Source organism: Pantoea sp. SGAir0180 (genome assembly GCF_043546245.1).
Genome location: NZ_CP028071.1, coordinates 1,049,820 through 1,068,254 on the forward strand (window position 1 = coordinate 1,049,820; position 18,435 = coordinate 1,068,254).

The window sequence follows — 18,435 nt, forward strand, 5'->3', positions numbered from 1 at the left end:
AAGTTAATTTATGTGAAATACGGCACGTTTTTGCCCGCACTTTCCTGCCACTATTAACAGCAGAGACCAAAAATTCACTTAATTTAACAAGGGAGGCCACCGATGCCCGCTTCAAAGATCTGTGTCATAGGTTTAGGCTCAATGGGAATGGGCGCGGCGCAGTCCTGCATCCGGGCTGGGCTGGCGACATGGGGCGTTGATCTGAATCCGCAGGCCTGCGAAACGCTGCGTCAGGCAGGCGCGCGTGACGCGCAGTCGTCGGCTCATGCCTTTGCCGAACACCTGGATGCTGTCCTGTTGCTGGTCGTGAATGCCCGGCAGGTTAATGCAATTCTGTTTGGCGAGCAGGGGCTGGCGGCCAGACTGAAGCCGGGCACGGCGGTGATGGTATCCTCCACCTTGTCCGCGCAGGATGCGCAGCAGATCGCCGCCAGACTGGCGGACTGTCAGTTGCTGATGCTGGATGCGCCAGTGTCCGGCGGGGCCGCCAAAGCCGCCAGTGGCGAGATGACCGTGATGGCATCCGGGAGCGATGCGGCCTTTGCGGCTTTGCAACCGGTACTGGATGCGGTCGCCGCAAAGGTTTACCGCGTCGGCACGGAAATCGGTCAGGGATCGACAGTCAAAATCATTCATCAGCTGCTGGCGGGCGTGCACATTGCCGCCGGGGCCGAAGCCATGGCGCTGGCCGCCCGCGCCGGGATTCCGCTCGATACGATGTATGAGGTGGTCACTAACGCAGCGGGCAACTCATGGATGTTTGAAAACCGTATGCGCCATGTCGTCGACGGCGACTATCGACCGAAATCCGCAGTGGACATCTTTGTCAAAGACCTGAATCTGGTCGCCGATACGGCGAAAGCCCTGCATTTCCCGCTACCGCTGGCCTCTACCGCGCTGAATATGTTCACTGAGGCCAGCAATGCCGGTTTTGGCCGCGAGGATGACAGTGCGGTGATTAAAATCTTCAGCGGCATTACGCTGCCCCAGCGCGAGGAGGCAATGTGATGCGCTTAGGGGTGATTGCCGACGATTTTACCGGCGCAACCGACATTGCCAGCTTTCTGGTGCAGAACGGGCTTTCTACCATTCAGTTTAACGGCATCCCAGAACAGACAACGGTCCCGGATGCCCAGGCCATTGTGGTTAGTCTGAAATCGCGATCCTGTGCGCCGGCGCTGGCCGTCAGTCAGTCGCTTGCGGCGCTGCGCTGGCTGCAGGCGCAAGGCTGTGAGCGCTTTTATTTCAAATACTGCTCCACGTTCGACAGCACCGCTGCGGGTAACATCGGTCCGGTGACGGATGCGCTCATGGCCGCGCTGAATGAGACGCTGACGGTGATCTGCCCGGCATTGCCGGTCAACGGACGTACCGTTTATCAGGGCTACCTGTTTGTGGGGGAACACCTGCTATCGGAGTCCGGCATGCGCCATCATCCTGTCACGCCGATGACCGACAGTAACCTGCTAAGGCTGATGGCGTGTCAGAGCACGGGAAAAGCCGGGCTTATTCCGTTAGCCACGGTCGAGCAGGGCGCAGGCGCGATAACAGAGCAACTTGAACATCTGCGTGCTCAGGGCGTGAACTATGCCGTAATCGACACGCTTACTGAGCAGCATCTGCTGAATCAGGGCGAAGCGCTGACGTCGATGCGGCTGGTCACGGGCGGCTCCGGGCTGGCCATTGGCCTGGCGCGCCAGTGGTCAACATCTGGCTGCGACGATGGTCAGGCGCAGCGCGCGGGCTATCCGCAGGGGCAGCGGGCCGTGGTGCTTTCGGGTTCCTGTTCACCAATGACCAACCGCCAGGTCAACGCGTATCGCCAGCAGGCACCCGCCCGGGAAATTCACGTTGAGCGCTGCCTCAACGATGAACAGTACGCCGGGGCGCTGTGCGACTGGGTCGTTGAGCATGCCGACGGGCCGCTGGCCCCGATGCTCTTTGCCACTGCGGATGCGCAACAGCTGCAGTCGATCCAGCAGCATTTCGGTGCACAGCGCAGCAGTGAGGCGGTAGAGCAACTGTTTGCTCAGGTGGCGAGAGATCTGCAATCCCGCGGCTGGCAGCGCTTTATCGTGGCGGGCGGCGAAACCTCGGGCGTGGTCGCCCAAAGCCTGGGCGTGACCGCCTTCCATATTGGTCCGGTGATTTCGCCCGGTGTGCCCTGGGTCAGAGATATCCAGCAGCCGCTGTCACTGGCGCTGAAGTCTGGCAATTTTGGCGATGAGCAGTTCTTCCGCCGCGCACAAACGGAGTTTTCACATGACTGAACAACAGGCCCGCGAAGAGATGGTCAGACTGGGTGCCTCGTTCTTCCAGCGTGGTTACGCCACCGGCTCGGCCGGTAATCTGTCGCTGCTGCTGGACGACGGCACCTTACTGGCAACGCCCACGGGGTCCTGCCTGGGCGAACTGGATGCGGAGCGTCTGTCTAACGTGACGTTACAGGGGGAGTGGATAGCCGGGGATAAACCGTCGAAAGAGATCGCCTTTCACCGGGCGCTCTACCTGAATAATCCGGACTGCCGGGCAGTGGTTCACCTGCACAGTCACTACCTGACCGCGCTTTCCTGCCTGCAACATCTGGACAGCCAGAACTGCATCCGCCCGTTCACGCCCTATGTGGTGATGCGGGTCGGCGATGTACCGGTGGTGCCTTATTATAAACCGGGTGATGCGCGGCTGGCGGAGGATCTGGCGCTGCTTGCCCCGCGTTACCGCGCCTTCCTGCTGGCAAACCATGGTCCGGTGGTGGTCGGCAAAACCTTGCGCGAAGCGGCGGATAATACCGAGGAGCTGGAAGAAACGGCGCGTCTGATGTTTACCCTGGGCGATCGCGCCATTCGTTATTTAACCGCCGACGACGTCGCTGAACTCAGGAGCCGGTAATGCCAAAGTTTGCAGCTAACTTATCTACCCAGTTCAACGAAATGCCTTTTCTGCAACGCTTTGCCGCGGCGGCACAGGCGGGCTTCAGCGCGGTCGAGTTTCTGTTTCCCTACGAATATCCGGCTGAGCAACTGAAAGCGCTGCTGGCGGATAACGGGCTTAAACTGGTGCTGTTTAACACCGCACCGGGCAACGTTGACGCGGGGGAATGGGGCGTTTCGGCTATTCCCGGACGGGAAGCCGACGCGCGCGCAGATATCGACCGGGCGCTGGCATATGCACGGGCGCTGGATTGCCCACAGGTGCATATCATGGCCGCAACGGTGCCGCCGGGTGCCGATCGCCAGCGCTATGTCGAGACATTCATCCGCAACATGCGCTACGCGGCAGAACGATTTGCCCCGTATAACATCCGCTTGTTGATCGAAGCCCTTAATCCCACGACCAAACCGCACTATCTCTATGTCAGCCAGTATCAGACGCTGGAGATGGTCGACCTTATCGACCGGCCCAACGTATTCACCCAACTGGATCTGTTTCATGCCCAGATCGTGGACGGCAATCTCAGCCATCTGATTCGCCATTACGCCGGACGTTATCGCCATGTGCAAATCGCCGCCGCGCCCAGTCGACATGAACCTGACGAGGGCGAGATCAACTATCCCTGGCTGTTCAGCCTGCTAGATGAGGTGGGCTACGACGGTTGGGTCGGCTGCGAATATTTCCCGCGCGGCGACACCGTAGAGGGGCTGAGCTGGCTGGCGCCCTGGATGAAAAACCGCTGAGTTAACGTGAAAAAATCACACCGGTGCTGCGGTACCGGTGCCATTCTGCTCGTCTCTGAAACGGAGCGGCACCAGGTTGAGCTTTAACGAAAAAACGCGAAAAAAGATAACTATTCCAGAGGTTTACTATGACGACTGCGTTGCTGTTAGCCATTGCGACCGCCAGCATTGTGATATTGCTGTTGCTGGTCATTAAAGCCAAAGTCCATCCCTTTGTTGCCCTGTTAATTGTCAGTCTGCTGGTGGCCATCGCGACCGGTATTCCGGCTGAAAAAATCATGGAAACCATTATCAGCGGGATGGGCGGACTGCTGGGGCATATCACTATCATTATCGTGCTGGGGGCGATGCTGGGGGCCATTATCGAAGCCTCTGGTGGCGCAGAGTCGCTGGCCCAGCGTTTCAGCAAAACGCTGGGTCTGAAACGTACCGTTGCCGCCCTGACGATGGCTGCCTTTATTTTAGGCATCCCGGTATTTTTTGAAGTGGGCTTTATCATTGTCATTCCGCTGATCTACGGCTTTACCAAAGTGGCGCGGGTATCCCCGCTGAAGTTTGGCTTACCGATGGCGGGCGTCATGCTGACTGTGCATGTGGCGCTGCCGACGCACCCTGGCGCCGCCGCCGCCGCGGCCATTTTGCATACTGATATGGGCTGGCTGATGATGCTGGGAATTCTGGTCTCGGTGCCGGTCGGTATCCTCGGCTATTACGTGGCAAAGGCAATGAACCGTCGGCAGTACCACCTGTCGGTTGAGGTACTGGAACAGTTGCAGATGGCGAAGCCGGAAGGGGTACAGAAGAAAAATGAACCCGCACCGCCGGGCGCGCTGACCATCAGCGGTTTGATCGTCGTCCCGATTGTGCTGATCGTGGCAGGCACGCTGTCGCACTCGCTGCTGACGGAAGACAGCCTGCTGCGCAAGGTGATGACGGTTATTGGCACCCCGCCGATTGCGCTGCTGATCGCCCTGGGACTGGCCGCCTGGCTACTGGGCCTGCGTCGTGGCTGGAGCAAGGACAAGCTTGAGGACCTGACCGGTCGCGCCATTCCGGGATCGGCCAGCGTGATTCTGGTGGCGGGCGCGGGCGGGGCGTTTGGTAAGGTACTGGTGGAGTCCGGTGTCGGCAACGCGCTGGCGCGGGCGCTGGAAACGCTGCATTTGCCCCTGATTCCTGCCGCGTTTATTCTGTCGCTGGCGCTACGCGCCTCGCAGGGCTCGGCAACCGTGGCGATCCTCACGACCAGCGGATTACTGACCCAGGCCGTGACTGGCATAGATGATATGCACCGTGTACTGGTCACACTGGCGGCGTGCTTCGGCGGTCTGGGCCTGTCGCACGTGAATGATGCAGGTTTCTGGGTGGTAACGCGCTATCTGGGCCTGTCGGTGGCGGACGGTTTAAAAACCTGGACGGTACTGACGACCCTGATGGGGCTGAGCGGCTTTGCCCTGACCTGGGCGCTGTGGTGGGTAATCTGATATACAAACCGGGAGGGCGACAGGCCTTCCCGATCTGCCGGGACGTCAGGACACCAGTTCCTGCGCGTACCGGTACAACGCTTTAAGCTGAGACAGTTTTTCCGCGTCCCCTTCGTGCAGGCTGGCCAGCGATTCCAGCTCCATCAGAAAAGCCTGCACTTTTTCTGGATTCAGAACCTCACGGCGATGCTGAAGCCAGCGCTGCTGTTCGGCATCATCCAGCGTACCGGGGAAATTACGGGCGCGATAACGAAACAGCAGTTTTTCCACCCGCGGGCTGTCAAATGTCAGATTGAGCGCAGGCAGATTGGCAGGCGCGGTCTGGCGGATGATGTTCATTCCGGCGCGGTCGGCATCGCTAAAGAAACCGTCATAGAGCTGCGTGTCGACATCCTCTGACGGCGCAAAAGGTTCCGCCTCAGCAAAAATAGCCACCAGTTTTTCACGTACGTCAGGATGCTGACGCAGCGTGGCCAGATTATCCAGGCAGAACTGACGATCAATACCCAGCCGCCCGGCATCTTCCGGACGCAAGGTATTAGCGGGTGCCAGCACCGGACACTTATTGATGTGCACCAGTTTCACCGGCACGGCAGGCTGATCGCCCAGCTCGCTTTTAGGTGTGTACAGGCGCTCGCGCAAACTGTCCGCATCCAGCGTCAGCAGGGGCGCAATATCCCCGGCCAAATCCACCACGATCAACGCATTGCGGTTGTCCGGATGCCAGGCAAGCGGCACCACCCAGCTGGTATTGCCGCGCGCCGCGCCAAACATGCCAGAAACATGGACCAGCGGCTTCATCTGCGGGATGTCGATCAGGGTCATCAGTTTGTTTTTGTTGCGATGCGTAAACAAAAACTCAAACAGTTTTGGCTGTTTTTCTTTCACCAGTTTCGCCATTGCCAGCGTGGCATAGACATCCGACATCGCATCATGGGCGTTTTCGTGCGCCACGCCGTTGGCTTTGGTCAGATGCTCCAGCCGGAAGCTGGGAAAGCCGTCATCATTCTCTGGCCAGTTAATACCTTCCGGGCGCAGCGCATAACAGGCGCGCATCACGTCCAGCAAATCCCAGCGGGAATTACCGTTTTGCCAGCTCCAGCCGTACGGATCGTAGAAGTTGCGGTAAAAGATATTGCGCGTCACTTCATCGTCAAAGCGCACGTTGTTATAACCCACGACGCAGGTTTGTTCGGTGGTAAACAGCGCATGAATACGGGCAGCAAACTCGGCCTCGTTCACGCCCCGGGATGCGGCTAATTGCGGCGTAATACCGGTGATCATGACCGCTTCAGGCTGGGGCAGGTAATCATCCGGTGGGCGGCAGTAGAATACCTCTGGCTCGCCAATCGGATTGAACTCGCTGTCGGTGCGCAAACCGGCAAACTGTGCCGGACGATCCCGTTGCGGGCTGGTGCCGAAGGTTTCGTAATCGTGAAACAAAAAAGTGAATTCAGAGGCGGGCACGTCGCTGTCCTGTCTGCAAAAAATCAACGTTCAGGATAGTCGTCTGCGTGCCTGAGTACAACTGCCAGGGCGCAGGCTGTTGAATGGTGCGCAGCAGTTCATACTTTTTTTCAATTTATTTAAACCTTATTAAGGGTTTTGCCGTAAAACGTCCCGCTGTTCATGTCCGTTTTACTTGCTCAACTAAGGATGAAGTGTTGAAAAGGCGTCTGTTAATTACCGTAACTGTTTTTTGGGCTTCGCTGGCACAGGCCGACGATATGCCATTTCCTGTGACGCCACCGGCGATTGATGCAGCCTCCTGGGTGCTGATGGACGCCACCACGGGGCAGGTGCTGACCGCGGGCAATCCCGACGAGCGCCGGAATCCCGCCAGTCTGACCAAGCTGATGACCGGCTATGTGGTCGACCGCGCTATCGACCAAAAGAAAATTACCCGCGACGACATGGTGACGGTGGGAAAAGATGCCTGGGCAGCAGGCAATCCGGTCTTTAAAGGCTCCTCACTGATGTTTCTCAAGCCCGGTGATAAGTTAAGCGTGCGTGATCTCAGCCGCGGCGTGATCATTGATTCAGGCAATGACGCCTGCGTTGCGCTGGCGGATTACGTGGCCGGTAGCCAGGACAACTTTGTTAAGTTAATGAACCACTACGTGGAGAAACTGGGGCTGACGAATACCCATTTCGAAACTGTACACGGTCTGGATGCGCCGGGGCAATATTCCAGCGCACTGGATATGGCAAAACTGTCGCGCGCCATTATTGATGGCGAGCCCGATTTCTATGCCATGTACCGTGAAAAAACCCTCACCTGGAACGGCATTACCCAGAACAACCGTAACGGCCTGCTGTGGGACAACAACCTGCACGTCGATGGCCTGAAAACGGGCCATACTGAAACGGCGGGCTTCAACATTATTGCCTCCAACATTGTGGGGCAGCACCGCCTGATTGCCGTCATCATGGGCGGGAAAAGTGCGAAAGGGCGTGAAGAGCAGGCGCGCAAGCTGCTGGTCTGGGGCCAGAATACGTTTGATACCGTACAACTGTTCCATGCCGGTAAGAAAATTGGCAGTGAACATGTCTGGTACGGTAATCCGCACCAGGTTGACGTGGGCACGGCAAACGATGTTTATCTTTCACTGCCGCGCAGCGAAATCCCGAACGTCAAAGCCAAATACGTGATCAACCGCACCGACCTGGAAGCGCCACTTAAAGCCAATGAGAACATTGGTGAAATCCAGGTGATGGACAAGGACAAGCAGATCGCCAGCTATCCGCTGGTGGCACTCACCGCCGTTAACGAGGCGGGCGTAGTGAGCCGCATCACGGACTACCTGAAACGCAAGTTCTAGTCGTTACGTCCCTGCTTCGCCTTCGCGGGGCAGGGATGAACCCGCTATCGTGCGCCATGTGTTGTCGTCATGGTGAATTTTGCTGATTTCCGGGGCAGGGTTGTTGATAATGGTCCGCTCAACGCTGTACAAGCGTAAACATTGACGGCGCGCCAGGATCGGCAGGGCGCGGCGCGTAGAATCATTTTTTTACCAGCGGACAAGCGACTTTGCGCTCTGATAAACCCATCTCAAATCTGGAATTCTGGTTATATCGTCATTACCGCAGCGTGCACGGGTTACGCATCGCGGTGGCGTTTCTGTGTGCGTTTCTGCTTGTCCGCGTCACGGGCATTCCCGAAGGCACCTGGCCTTTGATTACCCTGGTTGTGGTGATGGGGCCGATCTCAACCTGGGGAAACGTCTTCCCGCGCGCCATTCAACGCATTGGCGGAACGATTGCCGGGTCAATCTCTGGTCTTATCGCCCTCAGGCTGGAGATGATTTCGCTGCCCGGCATGCTGGCATGGTGCGCAGTGATCATGTTTATCAGCGGCTATCTGACGCTGGGGAAACACCCTTACATGGCATTGCTGATTGGCATCACGCTGTGCGTGGTTGTAGGCGCGCCAATGGGGGATTTCACCGTGGCGATGTGGCGCGGTGGCGATGTCATTTTAGGATCGTTACTGGCGCTGTTATTTACGGCCATCTGGGCGCAGCGTGCGTATATTCACTGGCGTATTCAGCTTTCAGATACGCTGGCAGAAATGGCCAAAATCTACCATGCGGGGTTTTCCGCCAACCTCGTGGAAAAGCCCCGGCTGAACAAACCGCTGGGCAAACTGCTCACCAGCGTGGTGAAAATGCGTGCCCTGCTGGAGCCGTCCAGTAAAGAAACCCGCATCCCCAAATCGGTGTTTGAAGCGATACAGACGTTGAACCGTAATATGGTGTACACCATTGAGATGCAAATTAATGCCTGGTGGGCATCACGCGAAAGTCATCTGATCATGCTGAATGCTCCGACGTTACGCCGCACGCAGGAGATGACCGAAAACGCGCTGCGAACCTTATCGGTCATGGCTGTGAAGGGGGAAACCTACGACATCATCGCGGCCAATCATGAGTTAACGGAAATCGTCAAAGAGCTTAAGCAGTTGATCGCTGACGGGAGTGACCGTCTGGAAGAAGCGCCGATTTATGGCTATGTCTGGCTGAGTCTGGAGCTGGCGAAGCAGCTGGAACGCATGACGGATTTGATGCGCCTGGCGCTGCGTAAATAATCACCTCAGACAATGACTTAATGCGAAACCCGGTTTTTTTGCGCTAAGATAAGAGCCAGTCCGAATTTAGCTGTGAGAATTGCCCACAAGGCTGGCTGGCCGCTAAGCTGATCGTTTTGACTCTCTCCCTGCTTTAGCAGGCTTAAAGAAAGGTGCCATCATGGAAAATGCCAAGCAATCATTTCAGGACGTACTTGAGTTTGTCCGTACGTTCCGCCGCAAGAACAAACTGCAGCGTGAAATCGTCGATAATGAGAAGAAAATTCGTGACAACCAAAAGCGTGTGCTGCTGCTGGATAACCTGAGCGAATACATCAAACCCGGCATGAGCGTTGAGGCGATTCAGGAAATCATCGCCAGCATGCGTGCTGACTATGAAGATCGCGTGGATGAGTACATCATCAAAAACGCTGACCTGTCTAAAGAGCGCCGCGAGCTGTCTAAAAAGCTCAAGACCATGGGCGTGGGCGAGACGAAAACGCCATAAGGCAACGCGTATTATCGCGGATAACCAGCCCGCTCCAGCCATCCGGTTGGGCGGGTTTTTTTGCGTCCGCGATCAGCGGGACAGCTTGCGGGCAATCTGCTGTAACTGACGGGCCAGCGCGGATAAGTCTGCGTCTTTGCTGGCCGGCGCGGCGGTGGTTTCCCGCACGACCAGTACCGGCTCCAGCGTCCGTGATGCGACCGCTTCCCCCTGCAGCGCGGCCAGCGCCTGCTCCACGCTCGTGGCACCCAGTTGCTGGAGATCCTGACGAATCGTGGTCAGCGGCGGCTGGTACCAGGCGCTTTCTGCCGTGTCATCGTAGCCGACAATGGAGATTTCAGCCGGAATCGCCACGCCATGCTGATGCAATGCCCGCATGGCACCCAGCGCCATTTCATCATTCGCTACCAGCAGCGCCTGGGGCAGCGCGTCCGGTAACTGAGACAGCATAGCCTGGTAGCCCGACTGGGCACTCCAGTCGCCGCGCAGCACACAACAGGGAGACAGACCGTGCCCGGCCAGCGCCTGGCGCCAGACCGCTTCACGCTGACGGGCCGATACCGAGCGAACCGGACCATTCAGCAGGCCGATGTGCGTATGTCCGAGCGCGACGAGATGCTCAACCGCAGCCCGCGCCCCTTTTTCATTGGAGTACTGGCAATGAGACACAACGGCGTGCGGTTCAGCATCCAGAAACAGCACCGGTTTTTTGCCACACAGACGACGGATTTTTTCCGCGTCGGCGGCCTCAAGCGGCATATTAATCAGTACGGCATCAACGCGCTGCGCCATCAGTTCATTCACCGTGGCTTCGGCATCGTCCGCGCTGTCCATGGCAATGACTAAATGGTAGCCGGCTCTGGCGGCGCGCTGCTGTATTGCCGAGGCAATCTGCGCTGGGGCCATTAACGCCAGATTGCTGGTGGCCAGGCCAAGGGTCCGCGTGGCTTTACCCGCTAACTGCTGCGCAACCCGATTGGGAACGTAGTTGAGCTGTTGCATCGCCGCTTCCACTTTTTCGCGGGTACGGGGAGAAACCTGCTCAGAGCGATTAAGCACACGAGAAACGGTTTGATAGGAAACGCCCGCCAGTTGGGCAACATCATCAAGGGTCACAGAGCGGGACGTCATTCTTCCTCCAAAAGATGAGGCAGCGAGTGTAACAAATTTCCGTTACCCACGCGTCGTGCAACGGCGTGGCTGCGTGCTCATCACATCCGTGTTTAACGGTTCTGTTGATAGATCTGCAGGTTGACATTGACCGCGTTCAACAGCGGTGCAGTGATGCCATGACGGCTGGCACGTAAAAGCAGGTCGCCAATGATCGGGTCGGCTTCAATCGCAAAGCCCTGAGTCAAATCACGATACATTGAGGAGGTCATCGGCGTCGACGGGTCGTTCAGCAGCGCGTAGATTTTGGCGGTCACGGCCGGGCGCGGTTGGTAGCCCTCAGCACAGATAATCTGCAGCACTTCGCTATAAATGCCCTGAAGCAACATCTCGCCGCCTGGCTGGTTCAGCACCTGTTGCGTATTCCCCCGCGCCAGGCAGCACACGGCGCCGAGTGTGCTCAGCAGCAGCCATTTTTCCCATAATTCACCGATAATATTGTCGGTAAAAACTGTGTCGACCACACTGCTGCGAAGGGCAACATCAACCTGCTGAAGCCGGGCATCATTATTACCATCCAGCGCGCCGTAACAGATCTGGTGCAGAGGCGTTAACTGCACCACATGGCCCTGGTCGTTCAGCGTGGCGTTAATTTTGCACAGCCCACCGATCACCCTGTCGGCACCAAAGTGGGTGACCAGCGTATCGATATGCCGCATGCCATTCAGGATCGGCATGATCAGCGTATGCGGACCGACAGCCCGCGCAATGTCCTGGATGGCCTGATCCAGACCGGTGCTTTTGACCGTGATGATGATTAAGTCGTAATGCGTATCCAGCCTGTCGGCAGTGATCAGCGTCGGATGCAGCGTTTCCTGCCCTGATGGGGTCTGCAGCACCAGGCCCGTTTGTTGTAACTGACGGAAACGGCCTTCACGGACCAGAAAGGTCACATCTTGCCCGGCCTGCATCAGCCGCGCACCAAAATAACCGCCGGTTGCACCCGCACCTACCAGTAAAATACGCATCCCTTCTCCCTCTGTTAAACGCACCTGTCCAGATGCAGGACAGAAAGTTTAGTTATGCGTTAAAACCCATTCTGCCCGCAAGCATTATTACATTCCGCATGGGCACAGAATCGCGCATTGATCGTGTTCCATTGAGCGCGACCTATGTCAAAAATCTTGAATATAGTGCTTAAGTATATTCACTATCCCTCATGACATGGCTGGCGTAACCTTATTTCATCGATGTTTATCATGCGAAAGCACCCGTCTTTCGCCAGGAGATGTTACAGATGAAAAAGATTGGTTTTCTCTCATTTGGCCACTGGACGCCCTCGCCGCAGTCCGCCACGCGTTCTGCCCAGGATGTGTTGCTGCAATCTATCGACCTGGCCGTCGCAGCGGAAGAACTGGGCGCGGATGGGGCCTATTTTCGTGTGCACCACTTCGCCCGTCAGCTCAGCTCGCCGTTCCCGCTGCTGGCTGCGGTCGGTGCACGCACCAAAAAAATTGAAATAGGGACTGGCGTGATCGACATGCGCTATGAAAATCCGCTTTATATGGTGGAGGATGCCAGCGCTGCGGATCTGATTTCCAACGGTCGCTTACAGTTGGGACTGAGCCGTGGTTCACCCGAGCAGGTGATTGATGGCTGGCGTTACTTCGGCTACGTGCCGCAGGAAGGCGAGACGGATGCGGACATGGGCCGTCGCCATACGGAAGTGTTCCTGGATGCGCTGCGTGGCGAAGGCTTTGCTAAACCGAATCCCCAGCCAATGTTCCCCAATCCACCGGGCTTGCTACGTCTTGAACCGCTGTCGGAAGGCTTACGTGAGCGTATCTGGTGGGGCTCGGGTTCCAACGCCACCGCAGTATGGGCAGCGAAAATGGGCATGAATCTGCAAAGCTCGACGCTGAAAGATGATGAAACCGGCGAGCCGTTCCACATCCAGCAGGCCAAACAGATTCGCGCCTACCGTGACGCCTGGAAAGCGGCAGGGCATCAACGTGAACCGCGGGTTTCCGTCAGCCGCAGTATCTTCGCGCTGGTAAATGATATGGACCGTGCCTACTTTGGTCGCAGTGGTCAGGATCAGGATTCCGTCGGTTTTCTGGATGAGAAAACCCGCGCCATTTTCGGTCGCAGTTACGCGGCTGAACCCGAAAAGCTGATCAAACTGCTGGCAGAAGATCAGGCGATTGCCGAAGCGGACACCTTGCTGCTCACCGTGCCGAATCAGTTAGGCGTGGAATATAATGCCCATGTGATTGAAGCGATTCTGAAGTATGTCGCTCCTGAATTAGGCTGGCGTTAAACGCTAACTGATTCTGTGAGAATAATCGCCCCGCGCAGTCCGGATTGCGCGGGGTTTTTCATTCTTTTTCCATCCTGATGTCCTGTCTTCTCTCCCGGTTACGTAGCAGTGAATGCCGTTTTTTTATTTTTAAAAAACTATTTCTTCGCGACACAATTTCTTATTAAGAATAATTCTTTCGGATTTATCTCAATAAAATCATGCGCGTTGTAAATTAATTGACATGAACTCATGTTAATTTTATTAATGAGTAAAGGGCGTAGAAAGAATCGTTGCCTGATTAACTATCCCTAATTGCTGCGTGAATAACGCAGTCATCTTTTTATTTCCACTTTATAGCGAACAGAAATGACAGGCCGGTGCTTATCCTGAATTTAAGATGGCACTGATGCTGACGAAATGTCTCAGCCTGGCGATGTGCATCGTGCTTTTTGTCCCACCCCAAACTAACCGGAAAAAAGAATGGCGATCGATATTTATTTGAAAGTTGAAGGCACCACAGGTGAATCACAGGACAGTAAACATAAAGGATGGACCGACGTACTCTCATTTGAGTGGGGGGCTTCACAACCCGGCAATATGGCTGTTGGCGGCGGTGGTGGCGCGGGGAAAGTGAGTTTTAACGATCTGCGGATCAAAGCCTTAATCGATAAATCCACGCCAGCCATTCTTAAATACTGTTCCAGCGGAAAGCATGTTTCAAAAGTTGAACTGTCGGTTTGCAAAGCTGGCGGTAGTCAGATTGAGTACACAAAAATTGTGCTGGAAGATGTTCTGGTCACCGCAACAAATTTCAACGGTATCGGGCAAAGTGACACTATTGTTGTGGACTATGCCTTTCAGGCATCTAAAGTTTCTACCAGCTATTGGGAGCAAAGCGCCAGCGGGACTAAAGGTGCGGAAAGCAAAGCCGGTTGGGATATTAAACAAAATAAAGAGAGCTGAGTTAATCTGCCCGTAAATATAAAGGTGAAAAATGGCTATTGATATATTTTTGAAGATAGACGGGATTGAAGGTGAGTCGCAAAATGCGAATCATAAAAAATGGATTGATGTACTTTCATTTGACTGGGGCGCGCAGCAGCCAGGGAATACGGCCGTTGGCGGCGGTGGGGGAGCAGGTAAAGTAAATTACCGCGATTTAACCGTTGAGGCCTTAATTGATAAGGCCACGCCTGCATTAGTGAAATATTGCGCCAGTGGTAAACATCTGCCGAAAGTTCAGCTGTCCGTTTGCAAGGCGGGTGGACAGGAAGTGGAGTATACCCGCATCACACTTGAGGATGTCCTGGTGACACAGACTGACTTCACCGGCGTCGGGCACGCGTCAACGCTGGGTATGCAATATTCCTTTCAGGCCAGCAAAGTGGCACTGGAATACTGGGAACAGGCTTCTCAGGGAACGAAAGCCGCTTCCGTACAGATGGGCTGGGATATTAAACAAAATAAAGAAAACTAATGACTTCGTCGGGCGGCAGCAAAAAGTGAGGGCGTTATGGCATTTCCAAAAGTGAGTCTTATTGAGGGCCTGACTACGGACCCTCGTTTTAATCCTGCGGGTTCCGCTAACTTTCTGTCCAAAGAGGTGCTTGATGAAGCGCTGATTTTAGTCAGATCGTTTGAACCAGCGGAAATCGCCCGGCTGAGTAAAACCGATACCAGCCAGATTGCTTATGCGATGTCGAATTATAAAGAAGATAATAACCGTCGTTATAAAACCTGGAACGAAGAGTCGGCTTCAGTCAGGAGGCCTGGCGGAGAAATTCGGCACCTTGACAATCGTATTGGCGGCGTCAGAGTTCAGCAGGCAAGTTCGATTGCGACAGGTGCGATATCAAGCTCTACTGGCGCTACAGGTGTGGTTTTATGGTCCGCTTACCAGGGGCTTGGAAGTATTATTGGACGGGGCTCTCTTCCTGTACTGGCGGCACTCTTTTCTGCGGTAGGCGTCTACTTCGTCAACAAAAAAACCGTTGCCGTTAATCAGATGGCTGCCCATATCAAAGCACTCGCGGATCTCTTTAATACTGCACATGAAGCCTTTGAAGACTTCAAAACAGAAGCGGAGCGTAAACGCGCTAATTTTAAACCCGACGATCAAATGCGTACGCCCCTCACCTTTGAGCAAACCGTGGCATCCCATAACGCCTGGCCCCAGGATCATGCGCGGGACATGACGCCCATCCTTCAGCAATTTATCCGCCATGAATATCAGCGTGTGGAGCTGTATGGCACGAGTGCCGAGTTTGTGAAGGTTTTTTTTAAAAACCAGGCACCCCTTTCTCTTTCACGCACGCAGTACAGTAATCTGATTAACTTAAAATTCCCGTAAGGAATGGCGAAAAGCTGTCTGAAGGCAACGCTATTCAGACGGCAAGCCCGCTTAGCGTATCGGACGGTGAATTCACGTCTTGATAAAGGTAAGCAGACTGACCACCTTACCGGTTAAAGCATACGCCCTGGATTTTGCGTTTACCGACTCACTTCTCAGATAAGTTACCCTGCGCGGATAAAGGTTATCCCACGCTTTTCCGCCCGGGTAAACGGTATTGCTTTGCGCCAGCCAAAAGTCAGGCTTCAGGTCCCACCATTCACATCAACCATTCGCGCATACGGCGTGTCAGTTGGCGCGCCGTATGCGTTGGAGGCGCATTAACAGTCGGCCGCAGGGCCGGACGGGACAGACAGCAGAATATTGTCAACGTTATGCGAGTTAGCTTCCAGGTCCTGACTTGTTGTCATCCGCTAAAATCGTTATGGTTTACAAGCGTTTGTCAGACCCGATAGCGGGACCAGCCCAGTAAGAAAACCTCCCGATATCAGCGCGTCGGCACTCTTTTAACTCATTGATGTCTTGCAGATATAAACAGTAAGCGGGCTGTCTGAAGGCGCAAACCCGGTGCTGGTGCACCAGAAGCAGATACAGCCTCATCCGGCCTGTATCGCGTCAAATGGCCTCGCGAATGATGGACTCACCTTATTGACCAGGAGCTTGCAAATGACGATGAATGCCCGATCTTCTGACGCTGCACTTACGGCGGCCTCATTTAAAACCCAGCGACATTATACAGTTGGATATGTACCTAAATTCGGGGACACCAGCACACCTGCGCTGAACATTAGTGGCAAATGGTTACGTGAGTTGGGATTCGAGACGGGGACGAAGGTAAGGGCAGAGATCAGCAAGGGCTGTATCGTGTTGCAGGTCGAGACACCGGAGTCAGAAGAGAACCTTTCCCGAGCGCGTTGAGGGTTGTGTTGCTCTCACCACCGTTTATAGTTACAGAATCAACCGCCCCGTTTAAGGAGCCTGACATGCCACATTACTGTTTTTTCCAAAAGGGTAAGCAGATTGTCGTGCTGGAAAAATCGTCTACAGACAACGCTACCCAGCTCATTGCGCAGGGCTATGAAAAGCAATTTGAGGAGGTGAGTGCGTCCAGTGAGAAAAAGGCACTCGCTCGCTTTGCGGATATTCGCCGACGTAACCAGGCGGATTACGAGGACTTCCTGGCGGGGGCGGCAACGATGCCGATCATCAATGGCTTACGCGCGGTAGCGGGTTTTATCGTAGGTAAGAAGTAGCGCAGCCGGAGCAGCGCCTGCGTTAAGTTCCCTGCGCGGTAACGCGACCTGGATTGTTGCGTATTTCACGCCATTCCCAAAACAAAAAGCCCGCTCAGGTTTCCCTGAGCGGGCTTCTCTAAATCTGGCTCCTCTGACTGGACTCGAACCAGTGACATACGGATTAACAGTCCGCCGTTCTACCGACTGAACTACAGAGGAATCGTTTGAACGGGGCGCATATTATCGACGTCGTGCAGGCTTGTCAAAGCTCTTTTTCATAAAAGTGTCTGATTGCTGAAATACTCGCCAACTCTGTGCGCTGTGCCGTATCGCTAACCCTAACAAGCGGCTTCACAGGGTTTCTTATTGCGTAAACAGAAACCCCACTCCGCGTAAAATTTCGCCTTGGACTGGGCAGTGACGATTGTTCTTTATGTTCGTCACATTTATTTCATTTTTAGTTTGAAATGCTCATAAATGGAATTTAAATTTCATTTCAACTTTCGCTGTCCGCCCGGAGTCCAAATGAACAAAGTCAGAATCGGCATGATCGGCAGTGGCTACATTGGCCGCTGTCATGCGATTGCTTATGCCCAGGCCCCTGCGGTGTTTGCGTTAAAAGGGGAGATTATCCGTGAGATGCTGGCAGAGGTGAATCCGGAACTGGCGGCAAAGCAGGCCGCCACCTTTGGGTTTGCCCGCTCAACCGCTGACTGGCGTGAGCTGGTGTGCGATCCCAATATTGATGTGGTGGATATCTGTGCGCCCAATTTTCTGCATAAAGAGATGGCGCTGGCTGCGATTGCTAACGGTAAACATGTCTATTCCGAAAAGCCGCTTTCCCTGACCGTGGCGGATGCCCGGGAAATGGTGGAAGCCGCGGCAAAGGCCGGCGTGAAAACGCTGGTGGGCTTCAATTACATGAAAAACCCCACCAGTCAGCTGGCGAAAGAGATTATTGCCCGAGGCGAAATCGGTGAAGTGGTGCACTTTTATGGCACGCACAATGAGGACTATCTGGCAAAACCTGACACTCCGCTCGACTGGCACTGCCAAAAAGCACTGGCCGGACTGGGCGCCCTGGGCGATCTGGCTGCGCATATCGTCAATATGGCGCATTATCTGGTCGGCAATATTGTGGAAGTCAGCGGCGATATGATGACGGTCATCAGGTCGCGTCCTGACCCGAAAGATCTCAGTCGTCAGTTACCGGTTGAAAACGAAGATCAGGCCAGCGCATTGCTGCGTTTCCAGAACGGGGCGCACGGCGTGATTGAAACCTCGCGCATTGCCTGCGGAGCCAAGATGGGCCTGACCTATGTGGTGACGGGCACTAAAGGCACGCTGCGCTATACGCAGGAACGGATGGCAGAGCTTGAACTCTATCTTCATGATGAACCCGCAGGGCGTCAGGGCTTCAAAACGATTCTGACCGGGCCTGCTCATCCGGATTACGCCAGTTTCTGTGTGTCAGCAGGCCACGGTATCGGCTTTAACGATCAAAAGACCGTGGAAATACGCGATCTGATTAATGGCGTCGCCGCAGGCGATCGTATGTGGCCGGATTTTGCCGAAGGTTTGCAGGTACAAAAGGTGCTGGAGGCGATTGCGCGGTCCGCCACAGAACGGTGCTGGCAGAAAGTCTGATAGTAGTTACAGCATACTTTAACGCACAGACTGAAACCTGTGCGCCTGCGGACAGGCAG

General features: G+C 55.1%; 18 protein-coding genes and 1 tRNA gene. 15 read left to right on the forward strand and 4 right to left on the reverse strand.

Going from position 1 to position 18,435, the window contains the following annotated elements; all coding sequences use genetic code 11:
* Nucleotides 1–102 precede the first annotated feature (102 nt).
* The 5 genes from ltnD to C1N58_RS04990 all read left to right on the forward strand — a co-directional run bounded on the left by ltnD (nucleotide 103) and on the right by C1N58_RS04990 (nucleotide 5,158).
* Complete coding sequence (ltnD, locus tag C1N58_RS04970) at nucleotides 103–1,008, forward strand: L-threonate dehydrogenase (protein WP_033740433.1); 906 nt, start codon at nucleotides 103–105, stop codon at nucleotides 1,006–1,008.
* The gene (otnK, locus tag C1N58_RS04975) at nucleotides 1,008–2,270 is read left to right on the forward strand and encodes a 3-oxo-tetronate kinase (protein ID WP_054633497.1); all 1,263 of its coding nucleotides are present in this window, start codon (nucleotides 1,008–1,010) and stop codon (nucleotides 2,268–2,270) included. Before ltnD ends, otnK begins: the two co-directional genes overlap by 1 nt.
* A complete protein-coding gene (locus C1N58_RS04980; RefSeq protein ID WP_006119816.1) occupies nucleotides 2,263–2,889 on the forward strand; it encodes a 3-oxo-tetronate 4-phosphate decarboxylase in 627 nt (208 codons plus the stop codon). Before otnK ends, C1N58_RS04980 begins: the two co-directional genes overlap by 8 nt.
* Nucleotides 2,889–3,674: an HPr family phosphocarrier protein gene (locus C1N58_RS04985; RefSeq protein WP_054633498.1), complete on the forward strand. Its 786-nt coding sequence runs from the start codon at nucleotides 2,889–2,891 to the stop codon at nucleotides 3,672–3,674. Before C1N58_RS04980 ends, C1N58_RS04985 begins: the two co-directional genes overlap by 1 nt.
* A gap of 128 nt (nucleotides 3,675–3,802) precedes the next feature.
* On the forward strand, nucleotides 3,803–5,158 hold the full coding sequence (locus tag C1N58_RS04990; protein ID WP_054633499.1) for a GntP family transporter: 1,356 nt from the start codon (nucleotides 3,803–3,805) through the stop codon (nucleotides 5,156–5,158).
* 45 nt (nucleotides 5,159–5,203) lie between these two features.
* Here the strand turns inward: C1N58_RS04990 and sbcB are convergent, their stop codons facing one another.
* Nucleotides 5,204–6,625: an exodeoxyribonuclease I gene (gene sbcB / locus C1N58_RS04995; protein ID WP_039338093.1), complete on the reverse strand. Its 1,422-nt coding sequence runs from the start codon at nucleotides 6,623–6,625 to the stop codon at nucleotides 5,204–5,206.
* Nucleotides 6,626–6,822: 197 nt separating this feature from the next.
* Between sbcB and dacD the strand changes: the two genes are divergently transcribed.
* The 3 genes from dacD to tmaR all read left to right on the forward strand — a co-directional run bounded on the left by dacD (nucleotide 6,823) and on the right by tmaR (nucleotide 9,732).
* The gene (gene dacD, locus C1N58_RS05000) at nucleotides 6,823–7,980 is read left to right on the forward strand and encodes a serine-type D-Ala-D-Ala carboxypeptidase DacD (RefSeq protein ID WP_172913000.1); all 1,158 of its coding nucleotides are present in this window, start codon (nucleotides 6,823–6,825) and stop codon (nucleotides 7,978–7,980) included.
* A gap of 209 nt (nucleotides 7,981–8,189) precedes the next feature.
* Nucleotides 8,190–9,245 carry an FUSC family protein gene (locus C1N58_RS05005; RefSeq protein ID WP_033740425.1) on the forward strand — a complete coding sequence of 352 codons (1,056 nt, stop codon included), beginning with the start codon at nucleotides 8,190–8,192 and terminating at the stop codon, nucleotides 9,243–9,245.
* A gap of 160 nt (nucleotides 9,246–9,405) precedes the next feature.
* Nucleotides 9,406–9,732, forward strand: coding sequence for a PTS system regulator TmaR (gene tmaR / locus C1N58_RS05010; RefSeq protein ID WP_033740422.1), 327 nt, complete (start codon nucleotides 9,406–9,408; stop codon nucleotides 9,730–9,732).
* Between the two features lie 72 nt (nucleotides 9,733–9,804).
* Here the strand turns inward: tmaR and C1N58_RS05015 are convergent, their stop codons facing one another.
* Nucleotides 9,805–10,863: a LacI family DNA-binding transcriptional regulator gene (locus C1N58_RS05015; RefSeq protein ID WP_033740416.1), complete on the reverse strand. Its 1,059-nt coding sequence runs from the start codon at nucleotides 10,861–10,863 to the stop codon at nucleotides 9,805–9,807.
* A 92-nt stretch (nucleotides 10,864–10,955) separates the two neighbouring features.
* Nucleotides 10,956–11,870 (reverse strand): ketopantoate reductase family protein, encoded by a 915-nt coding sequence (locus C1N58_RS05020; protein ID WP_162286472.1) that lies wholly within the window; start codon nucleotides 11,868–11,870, stop codon nucleotides 10,956–10,958.
* Nucleotides 11,871–12,139: 269 nt separating this feature from the next.
* Between C1N58_RS05020 and C1N58_RS05025 the strand changes: the two genes are divergently transcribed.
* From C1N58_RS05025 to C1N58_RS05050, 6 genes are all read left to right on the forward strand, one after another.
* A complete protein-coding gene (locus tag C1N58_RS05025; protein ID WP_054633503.1) occupies nucleotides 12,140–13,162 on the forward strand; it encodes an LLM class flavin-dependent oxidoreductase in 1,023 nt (340 codons plus the stop codon).
* A 462-nt stretch (nucleotides 13,163–13,624) separates the two neighbouring features.
* Nucleotides 13,625–14,107, forward strand: a complete 483-nt coding sequence (locus C1N58_RS05030) for an Hcp family type VI secretion system effector (protein WP_039338087.1) — start codon at nucleotides 13,625–13,627, stop codon at nucleotides 14,105–14,107.
* A gap of 31 nt (nucleotides 14,108–14,138) precedes the next feature.
* Nucleotides 14,139–14,621 (forward strand): Hcp family type VI secretion system effector, encoded by a 483-nt coding sequence (locus C1N58_RS05035; RefSeq protein WP_394550507.1) that lies wholly within the window; start codon nucleotides 14,139–14,141, stop codon nucleotides 14,619–14,621.
* 36 nt (nucleotides 14,622–14,657) lie between these two features.
* Nucleotides 14,658–15,494 (forward strand): hypothetical protein, encoded by an 837-nt coding sequence (locus C1N58_RS05040; RefSeq protein ID WP_033740411.1) that lies wholly within the window; start codon nucleotides 14,658–14,660, stop codon nucleotides 15,492–15,494.
* Between the two features lie 666 nt (nucleotides 15,495–16,160).
* Nucleotides 16,161–16,412, forward strand: coding sequence for a SymE family type I addiction module toxin (locus tag C1N58_RS05045; RefSeq protein WP_033740409.1), 252 nt, complete (start codon nucleotides 16,161–16,163; stop codon nucleotides 16,410–16,412).
* A 65-nt stretch (nucleotides 16,413–16,477) separates the two neighbouring features.
* A complete protein-coding gene (locus tag C1N58_RS05050) occupies nucleotides 16,478–16,747 on the forward strand; it encodes a hypothetical protein (RefSeq protein WP_394564646.1) in 270 nt (89 codons plus the stop codon).
* A gap of 125 nt (nucleotides 16,748–16,872) precedes the next feature.
* On the opposite strand, the gene C1N58_RS05055 is transcribed toward C1N58_RS05050, so the two are convergent.
* A tRNA-Asn gene (locus C1N58_RS05055) sits at nucleotides 16,873–16,948 on the reverse strand.
* A 306-nt stretch (nucleotides 16,949–17,254) separates the two neighbouring features.
* Between C1N58_RS05055 and C1N58_RS05060 the strand changes: the two genes are divergently transcribed.
* Nucleotides 17,255–18,376, forward strand: a complete 1,122-nt coding sequence (locus C1N58_RS05060; RefSeq protein ID WP_054687570.1) for a Gfo/Idh/MocA family protein — start codon at nucleotides 17,255–17,257, stop codon at nucleotides 18,374–18,376.
* Nucleotides 18,377–18,435 lie beyond the last annotated feature (59 nt).

Coding starts and splice junctions, on each gene's coding strand:
- ltnD (WP_033740433.1), top strand. CDS start 103: ATGCCCGCTTCAAAGATCTGTGTCATAGGTTTAGGCTCAATGGGAATG.
- otnK (WP_054633497.1), top strand. CDS start 1,008: ATGCGCTTAGGGGTGATTGCCGACGATTTTACCGGCGCAACCGACATT.
- C1N58_RS04980 (WP_006119816.1), top strand. CDS start 2,263: ATGACTGAACAACAGGCCCGCGAAGAGATGGTCAGACTGGGTGCCTCG.
- C1N58_RS04985 (WP_054633498.1), top strand. CDS start 2,889: ATGCCAAAGTTTGCAGCTAACTTATCTACCCAGTTCAACGAAATGCCT.
- C1N58_RS04990 (WP_054633499.1), top strand. CDS start 3,803: ATGACGACTGCGTTGCTGTTAGCCATTGCGACCGCCAGCATTGTGATA.
- tmaR (WP_033740422.1), top strand. CDS start 9,406: ATGGAAAATGCCAAGCAATCATTTCAGGACGTACTTGAGTTTGTCCGT.
- C1N58_RS05015 (WP_033740416.1), bottom strand. CDS start 10,863: ATGACGTCCCGCTCTGTGACCCTTGATGATGTTGCCCAACTGGCGGGC.
- C1N58_RS05020 (WP_162286472.1), bottom strand. CDS start 11,870: ATGCGTATTTTACTGGTAGGTGCGGGTGCAACCGGCGGTTATTTTGGT.
- C1N58_RS05025 (WP_054633503.1), top strand. CDS start 12,140: ATGAAAAAGATTGGTTTTCTCTCATTTGGCCACTGGACGCCCTCGCCG.
- C1N58_RS05030 (WP_039338087.1), top strand. CDS start 13,625: ATGGCGATCGATATTTATTTGAAAGTTGAAGGCACCACAGGTGAATCA.
- C1N58_RS05035 (WP_394550507.1), top strand. CDS start 14,139: ATGGCTATTGATATATTTTTGAAGATAGACGGGATTGAAGGTGAGTCG.
- C1N58_RS05040 (WP_033740411.1), top strand. CDS start 14,658: ATGGCATTTCCAAAAGTGAGTCTTATTGAGGGCCTGACTACGGACCCT.
- C1N58_RS05045 (WP_033740409.1), top strand. CDS start 16,161: ATGACGATGAATGCCCGATCTTCTGACGCTGCACTTACGGCGGCCTCA.
- C1N58_RS05050 (WP_394564646.1), top strand. CDS start 16,478: ATGCCACATTACTGTTTTTTCCAAAAGGGTAAGCAGATTGTCGTGCTG.
- C1N58_RS05060 (WP_054687570.1), top strand. CDS start 17,255: ATGAACAAAGTCAGAATCGGCATGATCGGCAGTGGCTACATTGGCCGC.